23 protein-coding genes and 1 tRNA gene are annotated in these 19,362 nt (G+C 69.1%); 10 read left to right on the top strand and 14 right to left on the bottom strand.

The annotated features are described in order from the left end of the window. Positions 1-18: 18 nt before the first annotated feature. The 8 genes from ACIP6U_RS07955 (at position 19) to ACIP6U_RS07920 (ending at position 8,512) form a co-directional block, all read left to right on the top strand. Positions 19-783, top strand: a complete 765-nt coding sequence (locus tag ACIP6U_RS07955; protein ID WP_401714433.1) for an NADH-quinone oxidoreductase subunit J — start codon at positions 19-21, stop codon at positions 781-783. After that, a complete protein-coding gene (gene nuoK / locus ACIP6U_RS07950) occupies positions 783-1,241 on the top strand; it encodes an NADH-quinone oxidoreductase subunit NuoK (protein ID WP_401714137.1) in 459 nt (152 codons plus the stop codon). Before ACIP6U_RS07955 ends, nuoK begins: the two co-directional genes overlap by 1 nt. Further along, positions 1,238-3,232, top strand: coding sequence for an NADH-quinone oxidoreductase subunit L (locus ACIP6U_RS07945; RefSeq protein ID WP_401714135.1), 1,995 nt, complete (start codon positions 1,238-1,240; stop codon positions 3,230-3,232). The genes nuoK and ACIP6U_RS07945 overlap by 4 nt, the downstream gene beginning before the upstream one ends. A gap of 6 nt (positions 3,233-3,238) precedes the next feature. After that, entirely contained in the window at positions 3,239-4,813 is a 1,575-nt protein-coding gene (locus ACIP6U_RS07940) for an NADH-quinone oxidoreductase subunit M (protein WP_401714133.1), read from the top strand. Next, positions 4,810-6,333: an NADH-quinone oxidoreductase subunit N gene (locus tag ACIP6U_RS07935; RefSeq protein ID WP_401714131.1), complete on the top strand. Its 1,524-nt coding sequence runs from the start codon at positions 4,810-4,812 to the stop codon at positions 6,331-6,333. The genes ACIP6U_RS07940 and ACIP6U_RS07935 overlap by 4 nt, the downstream gene beginning before the upstream one ends. Positions 6,334-6,559: 226 nt before the next feature. Continuing rightward, positions 6,560-7,423, top strand: coding sequence for a zinc metalloprotease HtpX (htpX, locus tag ACIP6U_RS07930; protein ID WP_401714129.1), 864 nt, complete (start codon positions 6,560-6,562; stop codon positions 7,421-7,423). Next, complete coding sequence (locus ACIP6U_RS07925) at positions 7,420-7,812, top strand: YccF domain-containing protein (protein ID WP_401714127.1); 393 nt, start codon at positions 7,420-7,422, stop codon at positions 7,810-7,812. The genes htpX and ACIP6U_RS07925 overlap by 4 nt, the downstream gene beginning before the upstream one ends. Positions 7,813-7,945: 133 nt before the next feature. Further along, complete coding sequence (locus ACIP6U_RS07920; RefSeq protein WP_401714125.1) at positions 7,946-8,512, top strand: SMI1/KNR4 family protein; 567 nt, start codon at positions 7,946-7,948, stop codon at positions 8,510-8,512. Positions 8,513-8,544: 32 nt separating this feature from the next. Here ACIP6U_RS07920 and ACIP6U_RS07915 read toward each other — a convergent pair whose 3' ends face one another. After that, positions 8,545-9,828 (bottom strand): APC family permease, encoded by a 1,284-nt coding sequence (locus ACIP6U_RS07915; RefSeq protein ID WP_401714123.1) that lies wholly within the window; start codon positions 9,826-9,828, stop codon positions 8,545-8,547. 150 nt (positions 9,829-9,978) lie between these two features. Between ACIP6U_RS07915 and ACIP6U_RS07910 the strand changes: the two genes are divergently transcribed. Further along, a complete protein-coding gene (locus ACIP6U_RS07910; protein ID WP_123998348.1) occupies positions 9,979-10,245 on the top strand; it encodes a GlsB/YeaQ/YmgE family stress response membrane protein in 267 nt (88 codons plus the stop codon). A gap of 101 nt (positions 10,246-10,346) precedes the next feature. Here ACIP6U_RS07910 and ACIP6U_RS07905 read toward each other — a convergent pair whose 3' ends face one another. Beyond that, positions 10,347-10,835, bottom strand: coding sequence for a YajQ family cyclic di-GMP-binding protein (locus tag ACIP6U_RS07905; protein WP_401714121.1), 489 nt, complete (start codon positions 10,833-10,835; stop codon positions 10,347-10,349). 225 nt (positions 10,836-11,060) lie between these two features. On the opposite strand from ACIP6U_RS07905, the gene ACIP6U_RS07900 reads away from it, so the two are divergent. After that, positions 11,061-11,142, top strand: a tRNA-Tyr gene (locus ACIP6U_RS07900). 152 nt (positions 11,143-11,294) lie between these two features. Here ACIP6U_RS07900 and ACIP6U_RS07895 read toward each other — a convergent pair. The 12 genes from ACIP6U_RS07895 to ACIP6U_RS07840 form a co-directional block, all read right to left on the bottom strand. Continuing rightward, positions 11,295-12,662: a tyrosine-type recombinase/integrase gene (locus tag ACIP6U_RS07895; RefSeq protein WP_401714119.1), complete on the bottom strand. Its 1,368-nt coding sequence runs from the start codon at positions 12,660-12,662 to the stop codon at positions 11,295-11,297. Beyond that, on the bottom strand, positions 12,659-12,868 hold the full coding sequence (locus ACIP6U_RS07890; RefSeq protein WP_280878513.1) for an excisionase: 210 nt from the start codon (positions 12,866-12,868) through the stop codon (positions 12,659-12,661). The genes ACIP6U_RS07895 and ACIP6U_RS07890 overlap by 4 nt, the downstream gene beginning before the upstream one ends. A 175-nt stretch (positions 12,869-13,043) precedes the next feature. After that, positions 13,044-14,285: a DUF3631 domain-containing protein gene (locus tag ACIP6U_RS07885; protein WP_401714117.1), complete on the bottom strand. Its 1,242-nt coding sequence runs from the start codon at positions 14,283-14,285 to the stop codon at positions 13,044-13,046. Further along, positions 14,282-14,623 carry a hypothetical protein gene (locus ACIP6U_RS07880; protein WP_401714115.1) on the bottom strand — a complete coding sequence of 114 codons (342 nt, stop codon included), beginning with the start codon at positions 14,621-14,623 and terminating at the stop codon, positions 14,282-14,284. Before ACIP6U_RS07880 ends, ACIP6U_RS07885 begins: the two co-directional genes overlap by 4 nt. Before the next feature lie 206 nt (positions 14,624-14,829). Further along, positions 14,830-15,501 carry a hypothetical protein gene (locus ACIP6U_RS07875; protein ID WP_401714114.1) on the bottom strand — a complete coding sequence of 224 codons (672 nt, stop codon included), beginning with the start codon at positions 15,499-15,501 and terminating at the stop codon, positions 14,830-14,832. A 113-nt stretch (positions 15,502-15,614) separates the two neighbouring features. Next, complete coding sequence (locus ACIP6U_RS07870; RefSeq protein WP_401714112.1) at positions 15,615-15,950, bottom strand: hypothetical protein; 336 nt, start codon at positions 15,948-15,950, stop codon at positions 15,615-15,617. A gap of 64 nt (positions 15,951-16,014) precedes the next feature. Then, entirely contained in the window at positions 16,015-16,926 is a 912-nt protein-coding gene (locus ACIP6U_RS07865; RefSeq protein WP_401714110.1) for a bifunctional DNA primase/polymerase, read from the bottom strand. Next, positions 16,923-17,666: a DNA methylase gene (locus tag ACIP6U_RS07860; RefSeq protein ID WP_401714108.1), complete on the bottom strand. Its 744-nt coding sequence runs from the start codon at positions 17,664-17,666 to the stop codon at positions 16,923-16,925. The genes ACIP6U_RS07865 and ACIP6U_RS07860 overlap by 4 nt, the downstream gene beginning before the upstream one ends. Positions 17,667-17,755: 89 nt before the next feature. After that, positions 17,756-18,205, bottom strand: coding sequence for a single-stranded DNA-binding protein (gene ssb / locus ACIP6U_RS07855; protein ID WP_401714106.1), 450 nt, complete (start codon positions 18,203-18,205; stop codon positions 17,756-17,758). A 23-nt stretch (positions 18,206-18,228) separates the two neighbouring features. Further along, positions 18,229-18,534: a hypothetical protein gene (locus ACIP6U_RS07850; protein WP_401714104.1), complete on the bottom strand. Its 306-nt coding sequence runs from the start codon at positions 18,532-18,534 to the stop codon at positions 18,229-18,231. Between the two features lie 11 nt (positions 18,535-18,545). Continuing rightward, positions 18,546-18,884 (bottom strand): MazG-like family protein, encoded by a 339-nt coding sequence (locus ACIP6U_RS07845; RefSeq protein WP_401714102.1) that lies wholly within the window; start codon positions 18,882-18,884, stop codon positions 18,546-18,548. 17 nt (positions 18,885-18,901) lie between these two features. Further along, positions 18,902-19,207, bottom strand: a complete 306-nt coding sequence (locus tag ACIP6U_RS07840) for a hypothetical protein (protein ID WP_401714100.1) — start codon at positions 19,205-19,207, stop codon at positions 18,902-18,904. Positions 19,208-19,362: the final 155 nt, after the last annotated feature.

The following is a 19,362-nucleotide window of genomic DNA, read 5'->3' as shown; positions in this document are numbered from 1 at the left end:
GCCACCGCGGTGCACGCCCTGTCCGTGCCCGCCACCGCCGCGCACCCCACGCTCACCACCACCGCCGCCGAAACGCACGGCTTCCTCTCCCCGACCGGCGTCGAGGTCGCGTTCCTCCTCGTCGGCCTGGTCACCTTCGGCGCCGCCCTCGTCAGCGTCACCACCCGGCAGCTGGTGCACGCCGCCCTGTGGCTGGTGGTCACCCTCGGTGGTCTCGCCGTCGAATACCTCCTGCTCACCGCCGAGTTCATCGCCTGGGTGCAGGTCCTCATCTATGTCGGTTCCGTCGTCGTCCTCCTTCTGTTCGGTCTGATGCTCACCAAGGCCCCCATCGGCCGCTCCCCGGACGCCGATTCCGGCAACCGCTGGGCCGCCCTCACCGTGGCCGTCGCCGCGGCGGCCGCCCTGGTCTGGGTCGTCGTCGACGCTTTCCGCGCCACCTGGATCGATCTGGACGGCCCGGCCGCCGGCACCACCGCCGTCACCGGAGCGAGCCTGTTCCAGAACTGGGTGCTCCCCTTCGAGGCTCTCTCCGTCCTTCTCCTCGCGGCCCTGGTCGGCGCGATCGTCCTGTCCCGCAAGGCGAAGGCGGAGTCGAGTTCTCCCCCTGTGAACTCCCGGGCGATCACGGAGAGTTCCCCATCTGTCCCGGATTCCCGGAATAACCCGATCGAGGGAAATGGGCCGGAATCGGGAACCAGCCCGGTTGAGGGCACCGGCTCGGTCGAGAGAACCGGCTCGGTTGAAGGAACCAACCCGGCCAGGCAGGAAGGCGCCCGCTGATGCACCTCGCCTATCCGGCTGTCCTCGCCGCTCTTCTCTTCTGCACGGGCATCTACGGCGTCCTCGCCCGCCGCAACGCGATCCTCGTCCTGATGTCGGTCGAGCTGATGCTCAACGCCGTCAACCTGAACCTCGTCGCCTTCGACGTCTGGCTCAGCAGGACCGCCCGGGACACCCTGCACTCCGGACAGGCCCTGACCCTGTTCACCATCGCCATCGCCGCCGCGGAGATCGGCATCGGCCTGGCGATCGTCCTCGCCGTCTACCGCAACCGCGGCACCTCGGACATCGACCGGCTCCGCGACACCGCCGAGGGCCACGAGTCCGACGGACCGGAATCCGATGGGCCGGCTCCCGGGGGTTCCGACTCCGACGGCTGGGACTCCGACGGTTCCGACAGTGACGTCCGCACGGCCGGGTCGGCCGGTCGGGCCGGGAAGGCTGAGGCCACCGCGTGACCACGACCAACCTCGCCGTCCTCGTCCCCCTCCTGCCGTTCCTGGGCGCGGCGGCGGGCCTGCTCCTGGGTCGCACGGCCGCCGGGTTCGTCCGCCCGCTGGCGATCCTGCCGCCCCTCACCTCCCTCGTGCTCGCCGTGCTGGTCGCGGTGCGCCAGGGCGGCGACCGGGCCGTCGACTCCGCCACGGAGCTCACGCCCACCGGCTCGGTCCCGATCGAACTCGCCCTGCACATCGACGGCTTCGCCGCTCTCGTCGCCGTACTGGTCGCCTTCGTCGCGTCGTGCGTGCAGATCTACTCGACCGGCTACCTGCGGGACGACGCGCGCTACCCCTCCTACGCCGCCCTCGTCTCCCTCTTCACCTCCGCGATGCTGCTCGTCGTCTACTCCGGCGACCTGATCGTGCTGCTGGTCGGCTGGGAGATCATGGGCATCTGCTCGTACTTCCTGGTCGGCCACTACTGGGAGACCCCGGAGGCCCGCGCCGCCTCCATCAAGGCCTTCCTGGTGACCAAGCTCGGTGACGTTCCCTTCCTCATCGGCCTGTTCGCCCTCGCCACCGACGCCGGCTCCTTCCGGATCACCAAGGTCCTCGGCACGGTCGCGAGCGGCGGACTCGACCACCCGACCCTGATCGCCCTGCTGCTCCTGGCCGGCGTCGCGGGCAAGTCGGCACAGTTCCCGCTGCACACCTGGCTCCCCGACGCGATGGCCGGCCCGACCCCGGTCTCGGCGCTGATCCACGCCGCGACGATGGTCGCCGCCGGTGTGTACTTCGTGGCCCGTCTCCTCCCGGTGTTCGAGGCCTCGCAGGCCGCGATGGTCGTCCTCGCCGTGATGGCCTCCGTCACGATGGTCGGCTCGGGTCTCGCCGCGCTCGCCCAGGACGACATCAAGCGCGTCCTCGCGTACTCGACGATCGGTCAACTCGGCTACATGACCGGAGCCCTGGCCGTCGGCGACCGCGGTGCCGCCGTCTTCCACCTCCTGTCCCACGGCGCCTTCAAGGCGCTGCTGTTCCTCGCGGCCGGCGTGATCATCCACGCCGCCGGCACCAACTCGCTGGCCGCCATGTCCCGCATGGGCAACCTGCGCGACCGCGTCCCCGACGCCTTCTGGACGATGACCGTGGCGCTCCTCGCGCTCGCCGCGATCCCGCCCTTCAGCGGCTTCTTCTCCAAGGAGTCCGTCCTCGGCGCCGCCGAACACGTCGCCACCGGCCACACCGAGCACGCCCCCGGCGCGGCGGGCTGGACCGTGCTCGTCGCCGGCCTGCTCACGGCCCTGCTCACCGCGGCCTACGCCACCCGCCTGTGGCTGCTCGCCTTCCGCGGACACGGCGCCGAAGCCCCCGACCACGGCCGCCAACCCCGCACCATGACCGTGGTGCTGTGGGTGCTCGCCGTCCCGTCCCTCGCCCTCGGCGGAATCGCCTACCGCTCGCTGCCCGGCTGGTTCGACGGCCGCGACCTCACCCCGACCCTCACCACCTCCGTGCTCGGCACGGGCGTGGCCCTGGTCGGCGGCATCGTCACCTACGCCGTCTGGCGGCACACCAGCGCACTCGCGGCCCATGTCCCGCTGGGCGCGGTCGCCGCCCACCCGGACGGCGACGCCGGACTCGTCGAGGCCGAGGCGATCGCCAGCCACGCGCCCGCGTACGGGGACGTGGCCTCAGCACCCGACCCGGCGGATCCCGGACGGATGCTGCTCGGCCCGCTGCACCGGCACGCGGCCGTCGGCTTCCACCTGGACGCCGTGTACGCGGCCCTCTTCGTCCGCCCGGTCCTGGCCGGCGCGAGTCTCGTCCGGTTCCTCGACCGCGAGGTCGTCGAGACCTACGTACGCGGTGCGGGCACCCTGCCCCGCCTGCTCGGGTCGGCCGTACGGCGTGCCCAGACCGGCAATACGCAGACCTATGTGAGCGCGCTGCTCGCCGGCACCGTCGTCCTGGCGGTCGCCGCCCTCCTAGTCGCCACGGGAGCGTGAGCAGGCGTGATCGATATCAGCGAGTCCGTGATGCAGTTCCTTCTGGCGTTCGTCGTCGTCGCGCCGCTCCTGGGCGCCGTCGCCGCTCTGCTGCCCGCCCCGCCCGGACTGAAGGGGAAGTCGCCCGAACAGGCCGTGCTGCGGCACGGCGTGACCGTGACCGGCGCGGTGCTCATCGCCGCGATCGTCCTCGCGCTCGGCTTCGACCATGACCACCCGTCGAAGATGCAGGCCACGACCGACATCAGCTGGATCCCCGCACTCGACGTGCGGATCCACCTCGGCATCGACGGCATCTCCCTCCCCCTTCTGGTCCTGACCGCGCTGCTGACCTTCCTCTGCGCGCTCTACTCCTACTTCAAGATGCCCGCGGGCCCGACCCCGAAGGCCTTCGTCGCGCTGGTGCTCGTCCTCGAGTCCGGCACCCTCGCGAGCTTCGCCGTCCTCGATCTGCTGCTGTTCTTCCTCGCGTTCGAGATGGTCCTCGTCCCGATGTACTTCCTCATCGCCCGCTGGGGCGGCGCGGACAGGACCCGGGCCGCCTGGCGGTTCATCCTCTACACACTGCTCGGTTCGGTCGTCATGCTGCTCGGCCTGCTCCTGATCGGGATCAAGGCGGGCACATTCGACATGGTGGCACTCGCCACTGACAACGGTCGGTCGCTGAGCACATCCGTGCAGGTCATCGCCGTTTTGGCGATCGGGATCGGGCTCGCGGTCAAGACGCCGATGTGGCCGCTGCACAGCTGGCTGCCCGACGCCCACACCGCGGCCCCGACCGTCGGCTCGGTCCTGCTGGCCGGTGTCATGCTCAAGATGGGTACGTACGGGTTCGTTCGAATTCTGCTGCCGATCGCCCCCGACGGCTTCCGCACTTTCGCGCCCTACCTCGCCGCCTTCGCCGTCGTCGGGATCATCTACGGATCCCTGGCCTGCCTGGCCCTCGCCAGACAGGGCGCCAAGGGCGACCTCAAGCGCCTCATCGCCTACTCTTCCGTCGGCCACATGGGCTTCGTCCTGCTCGGCATCTCGACCATGACCCCGACCGGCGTGAACGGCGCCCTGTTCGCCAACATCGCCCACGGCCTCATCACCGGCCTCCTCTTCTTCCTGGTCGGCGCGCTCAAGGACCGGACCGGCAGCACCGACCTCGACACCCTCGCCGCGGAGACCGGCGCCGCGCTGTACGGCAAGGCCCCGCGCCTCGGCGGCCTGCTCGCCTTCGGCGCGGTCGCCTCGCTCGGTCTGCCCGGACTGGCGGGATTCTGGGGCGAGATGCTGGCACTGTTCGGTGCCTTCAAGCCTGCCGCCGACCTCAGCCGCCCGGTGTTCCTCACCTTCATGGCGATCGCGGCCTTCGGCACGCTCCTCACCGCCGCGTACATGCTCGTCGTGGTCCGCCGCGTCTGCATGGGCGCCGTACCGCAGGAAGCCCCGCGACTCGCCGACGTGCAGTCCTACGAGTTCGCGGCCTGGGCCCCGCTCGTCGTCCTCACCGTCGTCGCCGGGCTGTGGCCCAAGGCCCTCCTCGGCCTCACCGACCCGGCCGTGCAGCAGCTCCTCGCAGGAGGCACCCGATGAGCAGCCCGGTCCAGCCGTTGGCCGCGAACCTCGTCCAGTCCGTCGACTGGCTCGCCATCGCACCGCCCACTCTCGCGGCGGTCGTCGCACTCGTCGTCCTTGTCGCCGACCTGTTCGTCGGCGAACAGAAGAAGGCGCTCCTCGGCTGGCTCTCGGTGGTGGGCCTCGCCGCCTCCGCACTCCTCCTGCTGCCCCTCCTGGACGGCGACCGCTCCACCTTCTGCCTGAACGGCAACGCCGACGTCTGCAGCTACACCGCGGACCGCTTCACCCTGGTCATCCAGTTCCTGGTCCTGGGCGGCGCCCTTCTCGCCGCCCTCCTGTCGGTCACGGCCCTCAAGGACGCCGACAAGGGACTCCCCGAAGGGGAGTACTGGTTCCTGCTGCTGTCCTCGGCCGCCGGAGCCGCCCTGCTCCCGGCCTCTCGCGACCTCGCGACCCTGATCGTCGCCCTGGAGGTCGCCTCCCTGCCCGCCTTCGCTCTCGTGGGCCTTCGGCAGGGCGACCGCAAGTCCTCCGAAGCTGCCCTCAAGTTCTTCCTGTCGTCGGTCACCGCGACCGCCGTCAGCCTCATGGGCATCAGCTTCGTGTACGCCTCCACCGGCACCCTCTACCTCACCCAGGTCGCCGACCGCATCCAGCACGTCGACGGACAGCTCCACACCCTCGCCCAGACCGGCGTCGTCCTCACCCTGGTCGGCTTCGCCTTCAAGGTCGCGGCCGTCCCCTTCCACTTCTGGGTGCCCGACACCTACGTGGGAGCGCCCCTGCCGATCGCCGCCTACCTCTCGGTCGTCGGCAAGGCGGTCGGCTTCTCCGGCCTGATCCTCGTCACCGTCGTCGCCTTCCCCTCGTACGCCGACGTCTGGGGCCCCGCGCTGGCGGCCCTGGCCGCGCTCACCATGACCGTCGGCAACGTCGGCGCCCTGCGCCAACAGGCCACGCGCGCGTACAGCGCGGTACGCCTCCTCGCCTGGTCGTCGGTCGGCCAGGCCGGCTACCTCCTCGTACCGATCGCCGCGGCCGCCTACTCCGACGACGCCGAGCACTCGATCGGCTCCACGGTCGCCTACGCCCTCATGTACGCCGCCGTGAACCTCGGCGCTTTCGCGGTGGCCGCACTGGTGGGCCGTACACGAGCCCTCAACCGCATCTCGGACTACCGCGGCCTGTACGCCAAGAACCCCCTTGCCGCCGTGCTCCTGGCCTTCTTCCTGCTCTGCCTGGCCGGACTGCCGCCGGGCATCATCGGTCTCTTCGCCAAGGTCACCGTGTTCGCGGCGGCCGTGGACGCGGGCCTCGGCTGGCTGGCCGTGGTCATGGCCGTCAACGTGGTGATCGCCCTCTTCTACTACCTCCAGTGGACGGCACTGCTTTTCCGCTCCCCCGAGGGCGAGCCCGTCAAGCACCGCCTGCCCGCCCCGCTCACGGCGGCCATCACCCTCACCGGCCTCCTCGCCGTCGCCCTCTCCGGCGCTCCGCAGCTGGTCCTGCGCTTCGCGGACACGGCACTCTTCTAGAACCGGCACCGCGTTCTTCCGGGCAGAAGCAGGCAGCAGAGGCCGCCATCACCCGGTCGGCCCACGCCCGGCGCCGCACGCACAAGGGAACTAGAGGCCCCCGCCTGGCGTTGACCAGTGAGGGAGGGTCCACTGGACGTGACACCACGGCACCGGTGGCATCGGAGACAACACGCAGGATCAGCAAGCAAAGGGTTCCCCTGCTGCGCGATTTGGAGGGCGTACCGTGCACCGCCGGCACAACGGGCTAAGGACCGCAGTACTCCTCGGGGGACTGTCCGCCCTCATCATCGTCATCGGCAGTTTCTTCGGCCGCATGGGGCTCGTCGTAGCGGTCCTGGTAGCACTGGGCACGAACGCGTACGCGTACTGGAACAGCGACAAGCTGGCGCTACGCGCGATGCGCGCCCGCCCGGTCAGCGAGTTCGAGGCCCCCGCCCTCTACCGCATGGTCCGCGAGCTCTCCACCCAGGCCCGCCAGCCCATGCCGCGCCTCTACATCTCGCCGACGGAAGCACCGAACGCCTTCGCGACCGGCCGCAATCCGCGCAACGCCGCCGTGTGCTGCACGGACGGCATCCTGCGCCTCCTCGACGAGCGCGAGCTGCGCGGTGTCATCGGCCACGAGCTGAGCCACGTCTACAACCGCGACATCCTCATCTCGTCGGTCGCCGGCGCACTCGCCTCCGTGATCATGTTCCTGGTCAACTTCGCCTGGCTGATCCCGATCGGCCGCTCGAACGACGACGACGGACCCGGCATCCTCGGCATGCTGATGATCATGATTCTGGGCCCGCTCGCGGCCACCGTCATCCAACTGGCCATCAGTCGTTCCAGGGAGTACGAGGCCGACGCGTCCGGAGCCCAGCTCACCGGCGACCCCCTCGCGCTCGCCAGCGCCCTGCGCAAGCTCGAAACCGGCACGAAGCAACTGCCGCTGCCGCCCGAGCCCCGGATCGAGACGGCGAGCCACATGATGATCGCGAACCCCTTCCGCCCAGGCCAGGGACTCTCCAAGATGTTCTCGACACATCCGCCGATGGCGGAGCGCATCGCCCGTCTCGAGAAGATGGCAGGTCGACCCCAGTGAAAACCATCCTGAACGTCATTTGGCTCGTCCTGAGCGGCTTCTGGCTCTTCCTCGGATACCTGCTAGCGGGCGTCCTCCTCTGCATCACGATCATCGGCATCCCATTCGGCATCGCGGCCTTCCGTATCGGCATCTACGCCCTGTGGCCCTTCGGGTACACGACGGTCGAGCGCCGCGACGCGGGGGCGCCCTCCTGCATCGGCAACGTGCTGTGGCTGATCCTCGCGGGATGGTGGCTGGCCCTGGCGCACATCGTCACCGGCATCGCCCTCTGCATCACGATCATCGGTATCCCGTTCGGCATCGCCAACTTCAAGCTCATCCCGGTCTCACTGCTGCCCCTCGGCCGCGAGATCGTGCCGACGGACCAGCCGTTCGCGGCACGCTGAGCACATAGAACACACGGCCCGGGTTGGGGGTTGACGATCGGGTCGCCCCCTCGCCCGGCCGACGTGTTGTCCACAACCCGGTAGTTGTCCACAGCCCGGCTCGATTGTCAGTGCCGCCTTGCATCATGAACCCATGACCGAGAACGAGCAGTTGCTGGCACGGGTGGCCGCCAAGGCACGCAACACCCATCCGTGGGGCTGGACTTCCCTGCCCGAGCCCGTCGACGCCGCCACCCTGGCCCGCGCCGAGGCCACGCTCGGTTTCTCCCTGCCGCCGCTGCTCGCCGACCTCTACCTGCGGATAGGGGACGGTGGATTCGGCCCGGAGTACGGCCTGTTGCCCCTGCTCGACAGCCCGCCCGCCGGCGAGCCCGCCGCCGTCGTGCAGTACCTCGCCAACCGCAAGGACGGCCGCAAGGACCCGGAGTGGCCCTGGCCCGAGGGCGTCCTGCCGATATCCCACTGGGGCTGCGCGATGTACGCCTGCGTGGACTGCCACACCCCACAGGCCACCGTCCTCCTCTACGAGCCGAACGCCGCCGAGGCCGACCACGCCTGGTTCATCGACGCCCCCGAACTCACGGACTGGCTGCGCGCCTGGGTCGACGGGACCGGCTGGTACGAGGAGATGAACGAGGAGCTGGAGATGGCTCCTTGGGCCGACTTCCGCATACGCACGACGGCCGGGCGGGCGTCCTGACCGAACTGGCTCCAGGCCCTCGCCCCCGACTCCTATCGCGAGGCCAACCGCCGCCGCATGCCGTACGTCAGCACCCCCAGGACCAGTACACCCGCACCCACGACCACCGATACCCCCGGCAGAGAGAAGGCCAGGACCACGCACCCGACAAGTCCCAGCGCCGGCATCGCACGGGCGGTCGGAGCCGAATCGAGCGTCCAGGCCGAGGCGTTGGCGATGGCGTAGTAGGCCAGCACACCGAAGGAGGAGAACCCGATCGCGCCCCGCACGTCGACTGTGGCGGCCAGGACGGCAACCACCGCGCCCACGGCCAGCTCGGCCCGGTGCGGCACTTGAAAGCGCGGGTGCACGGCCGCCAGCGCGTTCGGCAGATGCCGGTCCCGGGCCATGGCCAGCGTCGTCCGTGAGACGCCCAGGATGAGCGCGAGCAACGACCCAAGTGCGGCCACCGCGGCACCCACCCGCACCACGGGCACCAGCCCCGGCACGCCGGCTGCCCGCACTGCGTCGGCCAGCGGAGCGCCCGCTCGACCGAGTTCGTCAGCCCCCAGCACCGAAAGGACGGCCACCGCGACACACACGTAGACCGCCAGCGCGATGCCCAGGGCGAGCGGAATCGCGCGGGGGATGGTGCGCGCCGGATCCCGCACCTCCTCACCGAGGGTCGCGATGCGCGCGTACCCGGCGAACGCGAAGAACAGCAGCCCGCCCGCCTGCAACACCCCGCTCACCCCACCCGAGACCCCGACGTCCAGGCGCCCCGCGTCGGAGGCGCCCGACCCCAGACACACGACCACCACGGAAGTGAGGACAGCGAGGACGACCGCCACGATCGCCCGCGTCAGCCAGGCGGACTTCTGGACGCCGCCGTAGTTCACCGCGGTCAGCGCCACCACGGCCGCGACCGCCACGGCATGCGCCTGCCCCGGCCAGACGTACGCCCCGACCGTGATCGCCATCGCCGCGCAGGAGGCCGTCTTGCCGACCACGAACGACCAGCCCGCGAGATAGCCCCAGAACGGCCCGAGCCGCTCGCGTCCGTACACGTATGTGCCACCCGAGGCCGGATACCGGGCGGCCAGCCGGGCCGACGACGTGGCGTTGCAGTACGCGACGACGGCGGCGACCGCGAGGCCGAGCAGGAGTCCGGAACCGGCGGCGCGTGCCGCGGGCCCGAGGGCGGCGAAGATGCCGGCCCCGATCATCGAACCGAGCCCGATGACCACGGCGTCCCCGACCCCCAGAGTGCGCCGCAGTTCGGGCGGATCACAACTGGGCGAACTCGAACCGAACGGATCCGGACCGGACGATGTCATGGCCGAAACCTTACCGATCAGTTGCAACCGAGAAGTGCCGTCAAGACGTCCCATCCATCAACAGAGCATGAGCACCAGGCACGAGCAAACGCGCCCGAAATCACAGTGCCCGGACAGTGCGGGCACAGCGCGGAAGGGCAGGTTCACGGCATGACCATCATCAGCTGGATCATTCTGGGGCTGTTGGCCGGAGCCATCGCCAAGTTCCTGCTGCCGGGCCGCGACCCGGGCGGTTTCATCGGCACGACGCTGATAGGGATCGCGGGCGCGTTCATCGGTGGCTGGATTTCGGCCCGTTGGCTGGACCACCCGATCTCCAAGGACTTCTACGACGGCGCGACCTGGGCCGCGGCGATCGGCGGCTCGCTGGTCCTCCTGATCGCCTTCCGCCTGCTGTTCGGCAACTCGCGCGACTGAGTACACCGCACCACCCCTGGACTGCGGCCGGCAGACGAGAAGGGTGGGCACCGTCGGTGCCCACCCTTCCTCGTACAACGGCCGAGCAGCCGGGCCGCCATCTACCGGTAGTTCACGAACTGCACGGCGAAGTCGAAGTCCTTGCCCTTCAGCAGGGCGATCACGGTCTGCAGGTCGTCGCGGCTCTTGGAGCTGACGCGCAGTTCGTCGCCCTGAACCTGGGCCTTGATGCCCTTGGGGCCCTCGTCGCGAATGATCTTCGCCACCTTCTTCGCGTTGTCCTGGGAGATGCCCTCCTCGATCGACGCGAAGAGCTTGTACTCCTTGCCGGAGAGCTGGGGCTCACCCGCGTCCAGGGACTTCAGCGAGATCCCGCGCTTGATCAGCTTGGACTGGAAGACGTCGAGGATGGCCTTGACCCGGTCCTCGGAGTTCGCCTCCATCAGGATCTTCTCGCCGGACCACGCGATCGAGGCACCCACACCCTTGAAGTCGTAGCGCTGCGAGATCTCTTTGGCGGTCTGGTTGAGGGCGTTGTCGACCTCCTGCCGCTCGACCTTCGAGACGATGTCGAAACTGGAGTCGGCCATGTCCTGTGGCTCCTTGTATCGGGGTGCTTGTCAGGTGCGTGTCGGCGGGCGTGGGGGTGGCCGCCGAGCCCGGCGTCGATCCGGGCCGCATCCGCACAAGCCTAGCCACCCCATGTCCCCCGGGCGCAGATCAATCGGGTGGCGAAGCACCCCTCCGTATCGGGTATTGTTTACGTCGTTGCCAGCGAGCACCGCCGAAAAGCGGTTCGAACGGCAGCAACCCCCGGCGGTGTGCCCGAGCGGCCAAAGGGAGCAGACTGTAAATCTGCCGGCTCAGCCTTCCCAGGTTCGAATCCTGGCGCCGCCACACGTAAAACAAGGGGCCCGTGACCAGCCGTTTCGGCTGGTCACGGGCCCCTTGTCGTATGTGTCGGCGATCGAGCCTCTGTCTCGCTCTGTCTCGCGTTCGAACGTCCCGTCTCGAACTCTGTGGCCCAGACGTGGACGGGGATTCTGTCCCTAAGAACGTCCCTCCAGGCGGGCAGAGATCTTGATGTTCGCGGCCTCGTCTCCGTCGCTGAGGAACTTCGCGTACACGCGGAACAGGACGGCGACACTGTGGCCGGCTCGCTTCGCCACGAGCTGAGGTTCCACACCAGAGCTGAGCCAAGTGGAAACGGCTGCGTGACGAAGGTCATAAGGACGCTTGGCCAGTGCCGACGCGTGCTGAGCGGGGGTTAGGGCGCGCGTTCGAGCCTCAGCCCAGACCTCGCCGTATCCGGTGTCCTGGATCAGCCCGCCGCGCTGCGTACGGAACACCCGCCCGTCCGGTGCCGTCCCGTACGCCGTAACATGCCACCGGAGCAGGGCGACCAGCTCCGGCGGGATGGGGACTTCCCTGACGGCCTTCCGCGGGCGGTGCTTCAACCCCCGCTTGTCGTGGGCTTCACCGCTGTCCGTCCATGCTGAGCCGGACCGCGGTCGCGTCTCTCTGAGCCGCAACTTCCCCCACCCGCGGCGCGGTAGGTCACAGTCCTGGAGCCGCAAACCGATGACTTCGGCCGGCCGCGCCGCGGCGTAGTACATGCAGCCGAAGAACGACATCAGGCGGCGGCCCCGGGGACTTTGATCCCGTACAGCGGTTAGAAGCTTCGCGGCCTGCGCTGGTTCCGGCACGCACGCCGGGTCTACTTCCTCCTCCACCTGTTCGGGGGCCTTCCACTGGACGCGCGGAAGGGGGTTCTCCGTCAGGAGTTCAGCGTCTACGGCATACCCGAGGGCGTTGTGGAAAATGGCTCGCTTCCTGCGGATCACGCTCGCGGCGGCCGTCGTGCCGTCCAGCTTCTTCGTCAGCGCGTCCAGAGCGGCACGTACCTGCATGCGGTCCGCCAGAGCAGATGTGGGCACGGACTTCAGCTCGAACCAGGCGAGTACCTTCACGACTTCGTCCGGGGGCTCCTTCGTCCAGCGGTTCTTGTTGAACGCCCAGCTATAAAGGGCAGTGCGTACGACTCGCGGATCCGCCATGCCCTTGGTGTCCTTCACCATCGCGGCCGTAACCGTCGCCATGGCTTCGGCGAGCGTGCGGCGCGTGGACGCGGGGGAGTGGTCCCACTTCATGGCGATGTAGTTGCGGGCATGCTCGTACCACGAGATGTCGCGTTCCTTGGCGAGCAAGGACTTCGGGAGGCCGCTCTCCACATCGAATGGTTCGCCCGCGCGAGTGGCCGTGATGAGCTGGGCCCGGCGGCTCTCCGCCAGGCCCGATGTCTTGAAGGACTCCGAGTGCGGGCGAGTGCCCGTTCCCCAGCGCACTTGGTAGGGCTTCCGCGTCGAATCGCGCTTGCGGATAGCCCAGATCTTGACGTCGTAAGTCCACTCAGTCACGCGGCATCCAGTTCTTCTTTGAAGGTGTCCAGGACACTTCGGCGCACACAAATGCGGCCGGACGGCGTGCGCCGCGCCTCCGGCGTGTAGCCGCGGTTTCGCCACCGGTACCAGGTGGCGCGGGTTATGCCGATCTCGTCCAGCACGTCGCTGAGCGGCACCAGTTCGTCTTTGGGCTCGCGACGGCGGCGGGAAGGGGTGGCCATGTCGGGGTCTCCTTGAGACAGCAGGAGGGGCAGACGAACGAGAGGGACCGCCGCCACCCCTTTCGGGATCGCGCGGCCCCTCTCGGGAATCCGCTACATCCGCTACATCCGCTACAGCGCAGGTCAGGGGCCTGGTTCGTGTCGCGGATGGGTGGGATGTAGCGGATAGGTGGCGCTACGCCGTGCGGTGGGCGGTAGCGGCTTTGGGGGTGATGTAGCGGATGCCGGGAAGCTCTTCCGCTACAGATTCACCCCCGTTGACCTGCGATGTAGCGGATGTAGCGGATGTAGCGGATTTCTCAGGGGGGAGGGGGCAGTAGCGCAGCCACGCGTCCGCGAGATCTTCCGCGTAGTAGCCCTTTGGCACGCCGTGCGCGGTGCGGATGGACCGGGGCCGGATCGGGGTGTTGTCGGGACGCACGTACTGGCTCAGGAGCTTGGACAGGCCCCGTGCGGTCAGTGCTTTGCCGTCGTCGGTCAGGTCGGCCCACGGGGCATCGTCAAGTCCGAAGAGGACTTCGAGGATGGCGGCGGTGGGCATGCGGTCGGCACCACAGAACACGCGGTCGCGCAGGTCCGTCAGCAGGCGTACCCCGAGGGAGGCTTCGTCGCCGTCCGTTGCGGATTTGATGAGCGCTGTGCAGGCGGCGCGGGCGCGTTCGGGCCAGTGTCCGCCGGCCGCGTCGGCGACGGCGAGCAGGGGTTCCCACACGTCGGCGGGCCGGTCAGAGACGCCGTCGGGCATCTCGGGCCAGGCTTGGGCCACTTCGTCGTGGACGGTAGCGGCCCAGTCGGCGAGTTGGTCGCGCAGCGCGTGGCCCTGCTTCTCGTGGACACGCCGACGGTAGGGCTCGGCCTTCTCGTTGGGGGCCTTCTTGCGCATGCGGATGATGACCGAACGGGTCAGGATCGTGTCCGGCAGCGAGCCGAGCCCCGCCATGGCGACCGCGCAAAACGAGGAGAACCACTCCGTGTTCTGGTTCGAGCCGTCACCGACGCAACGCAGGGACTTAGCGCCGCGCCGGTAACCGGAGTTGAGGAACCCGCGGACCTCTTCGTTCCCGCCAGCTTTGGGACCGAAGACGGTGTCGATCTCGTCAAAGAGCAGCGTCGGGGTTCCGCCGTCAGCTTCTACGAGCCGGAAGAGGGCGTTCGCGGACGCGTTGACGGTGGTTGCCGCGCGCGGGGTGAGGGTTTCCACGATCTCCAGTGCACGGGACTTGCCCGATCCCGGTTCGGGGGAGAGGAATGCGAGGCGGGCGGTGCCGTCGAACGCGTCGATGAGGTGTGCGTGGGCGTCCCAAAGGGTGACGGCGACGTATGCGGCTTCGGTGGGGAAGACGTTGAAGCGGCGGTGGAAGGCTTCCACCTCGTCGAGCAGTGCGGCGCCGTCGATGAGGGCATGGGGCCTGGTCATGCGGCGTTCCCCCTTTCGGTACGGAGGGTGGGGGTACCGGTACAGAGGTTCTTGTGTGCCTCGTGCTCGGTGACCAGGTCGGCCACGGCGTCCTGTCCTTTGGCGGCGCCGGTCTGGCCGCAAGGACAGGCGTAGACGGCGGTGGGGGTGACGCCGTAGCGCTTAGACCAGCGGGCGCCGTCGTAGTGGTGGCGGTAGATCGGCGGGGCGTAGATGCGGATACCCGGCCGATCCGGCGTCGGATCCTCGTTGTCGTGGCGAGGCCGGCCGGTCGGGTGCGGGTCAGAACCAGGAGCTGAAAGGACGCCCTTGCGGGCGGCCTTCTTTCGGCCGCTCACGCCGGTCGGGGGTCGGGGGCTGTTGGCGGCTGAGGGTTGAGGGCTCTCCGTTGCTTGGGGTCGCCCGAAGGGGACGGGATCGGTCATGCTGGATGTCTCCTGATCTCTGTGTGAGGGCAGGGGTGACCGGAGCGACCGCGTGTCTTTGGCGAGATGGGGCGGTCGCTCCGGGAATTTGAGGGGTTACGGCTGGACTGGCGGCGCTTCTACCTGCGGTGTCCCGTGCGGGGACGCAGGGTCCAGTTCTTGCCGTTGGAGACGCCGCGGCGCTCGTACCAGATGGTGTTCATGCCGTACATGAGCATGGTGAGTCCGCTGCCGTTGAAGAGGGTTAGGTAGCCGACGTTGTACTGGCCGAGAAGGCCGTCGATGAAATGGCCCAGGTCGTCAACGCCGTCGCCAGGGAGGTTGCGATTTCGAACGAAGGGGTCGGGGCACATGAGGATCGGCAGACGCCCGTAGCCATCCCAGTCGACCATGGAGTAGTCGATGGCCTGAGCTACCCAGCCGATGCGGTCCTTCCTACTCGCGTCTGCGACATGGGAGTCCCAGGCCTTGAACTCGATTCCGAGCGCTACACGGGGGTTCTTCCAGACGTGGGCGTCACGCGGCCTGAGGACGGCGTCTATCCGGCAGGGGCTGCCGGTGGGGTGGGTGCCGGTGACCTCGCGCTGGATGCGAAACCAGGGGGTCAGGCGTCCAAGAACGGCCGTGGCAAGTGCGGCTTCGTCGGCGTAGCCGGCCAGGGGGACCTGTAGACCGGAAAGCGGGTAGCCGGGCGGTGGGCCAAACGGGGAAGGCTCACCGGCGAGCGGCTGGAAGGACGCGGCAGCACTCTGGAGCAGTAAGGCGGTCTCCACAGGGGCATCTGTCGTCACGGAGGGGGTCTCCCGATGGGTCATGGTCCAGCAGGACCGGCGGAAAGACGGCTGCAACATGGAGGGGGGATGCCTCCGCTCCATGTTGCAGCCGGTTGGCGCAGCCAACCGTTTCAACTACCCAACCGCCGGGGCCGTTTGGCACCCATCCGAAGACCTGAGGCGATGGTGCCGTGTGCTTCGCGTTCGCTCTGACCGACACCGCAGCTCGCGGTGACGAGCCATTCGGTCACCTCGTGCGCGGCGAGTTCGCCTCCCGCGATCAGTTGTCCCAGAGCCACCGACGCACGGTGCAGCAGTGGGGCGTAGATGCGGATCCCGGGCCGATCCGGCGTCGGATCGGGCGTGGTGTGGCGGGCCTGGTCGCTGCGGAACTGGTCAGAGCCAACAGCAGTGAGGACGCCCTTACGGGCGGCGCCTTTCGGCACGCCTACGGCCGTCGTGTCCACAGCCTGTGGAGCGGCCGACTCTCGGGGGAGGCGGGGGAGGCTCTTAGTAGGCGGGGGGGGGTGCTCATGCCGCCCTCCCACCAGAGCTGTTGTGGGAGATCGACCAGTCCAGACCACGCGTGATCACGTCGTCGTAGTAGCGCTGGGACTCGGTCGCGTTGCCCGATGCCGCCCTACTAAGAGCCTCCTCGACATCCCCACGGTCCAGGTCGCCGGACGCGACCAGCCGACCCAGAGCCCGCGCGGCCCGCAGCAGCACGGCGTTGCGGGTGCCGGCCGCGGCGGTGGCCACGTTGTGCGCCTCACCGCGCAGCGCCGCCGCGGCGTACCCGCTCGCGCGGGTCGTCACGGCGACCGTACTGCCCTGTACGGGCCGCGGGCGGGGCTTGAGTAACTCGTGCAGCCAGTCGGGCAGTACGGCCGGGGGCCGGTCGTCCAGTACCTCGTACGTGCCGTCCGGGGTGGTGCTGCCGGGGGCGACGACGTACCCGCCCCACCCGCGAGTGTCGATCTTCTTCGCGAGGCGTCCGGCAGTGGAGTGCAGCCGGACACTGGGGGGTCGGGTGAAGTACAGGTGCTCCCCACCGCGCGCGGTCCGCACCCGGTGGGTCGCCGGCATGTCCTGTCCGGCGCGCTCGCAGAGCGCTGCAAAGGAAGTCGCGCCGTCAGGCGCTCCTTTCGGATCTTCGGGCTTGAGCGTGTCCAGGTCGACCACCAGCAGCCCGGACGGGCCGGTGGCGATGCCGACGTTGTACGGCTGCCGCGCCCACGCGACGATGAGCAGTTCAAGATCCGTGGTAGCGCGCTGCTCGGGTGTCCTGTGCCCGTCCGTGCAGCGTCCGGTGCCGGGGCAGTACTTGCCCGCGTGGCCGGCCGGGCGTTTGTCGTGCGGCCGGAGCGGGATCACGTGCCAACCGCGTTGAGCGGCCTGCGTCGCCCACGCCAGCAACCCGAGCCGGACCAGGTCGATGCTCATGCCGCGGCCCCCAGCTCAAGCACGGGCACAGCGGCGAGAAAGGCCCGGCCGATCCACTCCGTGTAGCCGGGCGGCAACGCCTCCCGTAGACGCAGGTGGTCGGTAGACCAGTTGATGCCCTTGGCCGCGCGGATCTCGTCCACGGTGGCTTTGCCGCCGCCCTCGCCGTACGCGGCGACGTACGGGCCCTCGCGGTACTCGCCGTGGCGCCAACCGCGCACGTAACCACGGTGCTTGGGGTGCGCCGGTTGCGCGGTGGTCCAGCCTCCGAGTTCGAAGTAGCGGTGCATAAGCACCCCGAGCCCGAACTGTTCCCCGCACAGGCGGATGTCCTTGCGGACCTCCGAGCCGGGGACGTTCTCCATCACGTACGGCCGGCCCGTGGCCTCCAACGCGGCACGAGTGGGGGCGATCAGGCGGGGGTAGGTGCGGCCGATCGCGGCGTTCCGTGCCTTGTTGGTGCCCTTGGTGGGAGCACCCTCTCCCTGGCAGGGCGGGGATGCGTGGATGAAGTCGTACTCGTGGCCGTGGGCGCGGATGAAGTCGATCGCGTCGCCCTGGTGGAAGGCGTCGCCCCGGTAGTCGGGTTGGGCCTGGATGTCGACGCCGGTGATGTGGACGCGGGGGCCGAACGCGCGGCGGTATCCCTCGGTGCCGCCGCCGATGCAGGAGTAGGCGTCCAACACTCGGAAGGGTTCGGGCAGGGCGAGCAGTCGTCCGATGTCGGTGGGTTGGGTCATGCTGGATGTCTCCAGTTCCCTGGTAGGTGACTGGCTGACAAGGGCGACCCCGGTTCTTTGGCGAGATGCGGGGGTCGCCCTTGGCGTAGCTAGAACGGGGGCTCGGCGTCCGCCGCGCCTCCGGTACTGGTCTTGGCCCACGGGTCATCGCCGCCAGCACCGCTCTGGGTGGCGGGCTTGGCGTTGATGCTCACGGTGGTGAAGCGGATGGAGGCGCCGATGTCGTCGACTTCGACGGCGAGCATGGAGCGCTTCTCGCCCTGCTCGTTGGTCCAGTCGTGCTGGCGCATCCGTCCCGAGGCGACCACGCGCGAGCCCTTCTTGAGGCTGTCGGCGACGTGTTCGGCCAGGGTGCGCCAGGCTGCGCAGCGGTAGAACGCGGTGGTGCCGTCCTTCCACGTGTTCGCGGTGCGGTCGAAGCTGCGCGGGGTGACGGCGATGGTGAACTTCGCGAGCGCCGCGCCACCTTCGGTGAACTTCAACTCCGGCTCGTCGGTCAGGTTGCCGACCAGCGTCACGGGGGTCTCTCCGAACGACATGCTTGTCTCCTGATCTCGCAGGGCTAGAAGGGCAGTTCGTTGCTGTAGCTGCCCGGCAGGGTGGCCGGGCGGAGACGGACCGGCGTGCACGGCGGGGCCGTGTAGAAGTACGGCTTCTCGCAGACCACGCACACGGAAGGGATCCGCCAGCGCTCGACCCTGGTGGGCTTCCCGTCGACTTTGACGTCCTCGTGGCAGGAGAACCGGGGAAGGCCGATCACGCGTACGCCGGCGGTGTGGGCCGGACCGGGACCGCAGTACGGGCTGATGTCCAGCACGTCGCCGGACATCAGCTCCCGGACACGACTCTCGTTGCGACTGAGGGTCATCGCGTGGCCTCCTACTCCTCGGGGAGAGGCCAGGAGGGTCCGGCGTTCAGCCGCCGGACCGCGGCGTGCAACTTGGCGTCCAGGACGGCGGGCGGCGCGGTGGTGAACGCGTACAGGGCAACCGCGCTGGCGATGATGACGTCGCACAGCTCATCGGCCACGTCCGCGCGGGTGTGGTTGACGCCCTTGCGGGGGTTTTGGCCGGTCATGCCGATGTACGCGGCCGACGCCTCGCCCGCCTCTTCGACCACCTTCATCAGGCGCATCGCCACCTCGTGCTCACCGGTGCCGTTGGCGATGTTCAGGGCAGCGACGATGCGGGCCACGACGGGCCACAGAGCAGCACTCATCAGGGATCCCTTCTGGGTCACTTCTTCGAGAAGAGCTTGAGAGTGATGCCGCCGGCGCCGACGGGTCCGGCGACGCTGGCGATGACGGTGGCGGTGTGTGCGGCGACGTCCATCAGCCAGCACAGTGCGGCGACCACGCCCCACGTGCCGAGCGCGGCGGAGCCGGCGATCGCGAGCGGGATGAGTAACCGCTGCCAGGGGAAGCCGGCCGGTGCGGTGTCGTGGACGACGATGACGACGGGTTGTCCGGTGGCTTGGGCGCGGTGGTAGACGTCGGCGGGGATGTGCGGGGCGAGGTGTCCGGGCGGATCCGTGCGGTGCATGTGGTGCTCCCTTCCGGCATGCCGGGGACATGCGGGCGCCCGCCGGGAGGTGTTCCGGGCGGGCGCCTGCTGGTGACGGTGTGTGGTTGTAGTGGCTACCGGCTAGTGCCTACTGGCAACCCGGAAAGCCCTGTTGAAGGCCCCTGGTTGCCAGT

Origin of the sequence: Streptomyces sp. NPDC088794 (assembly GCF_044750545.1) — a bacterium.
GTDB lineage: Bacteria > Actinomycetota > Actinomycetes > Streptomycetales > Streptomycetaceae > Streptomyces.
Note: the sequence above shows the minus strand (reverse complement) of the source record. Positions and strands in the feature narration are given on the sequence as shown.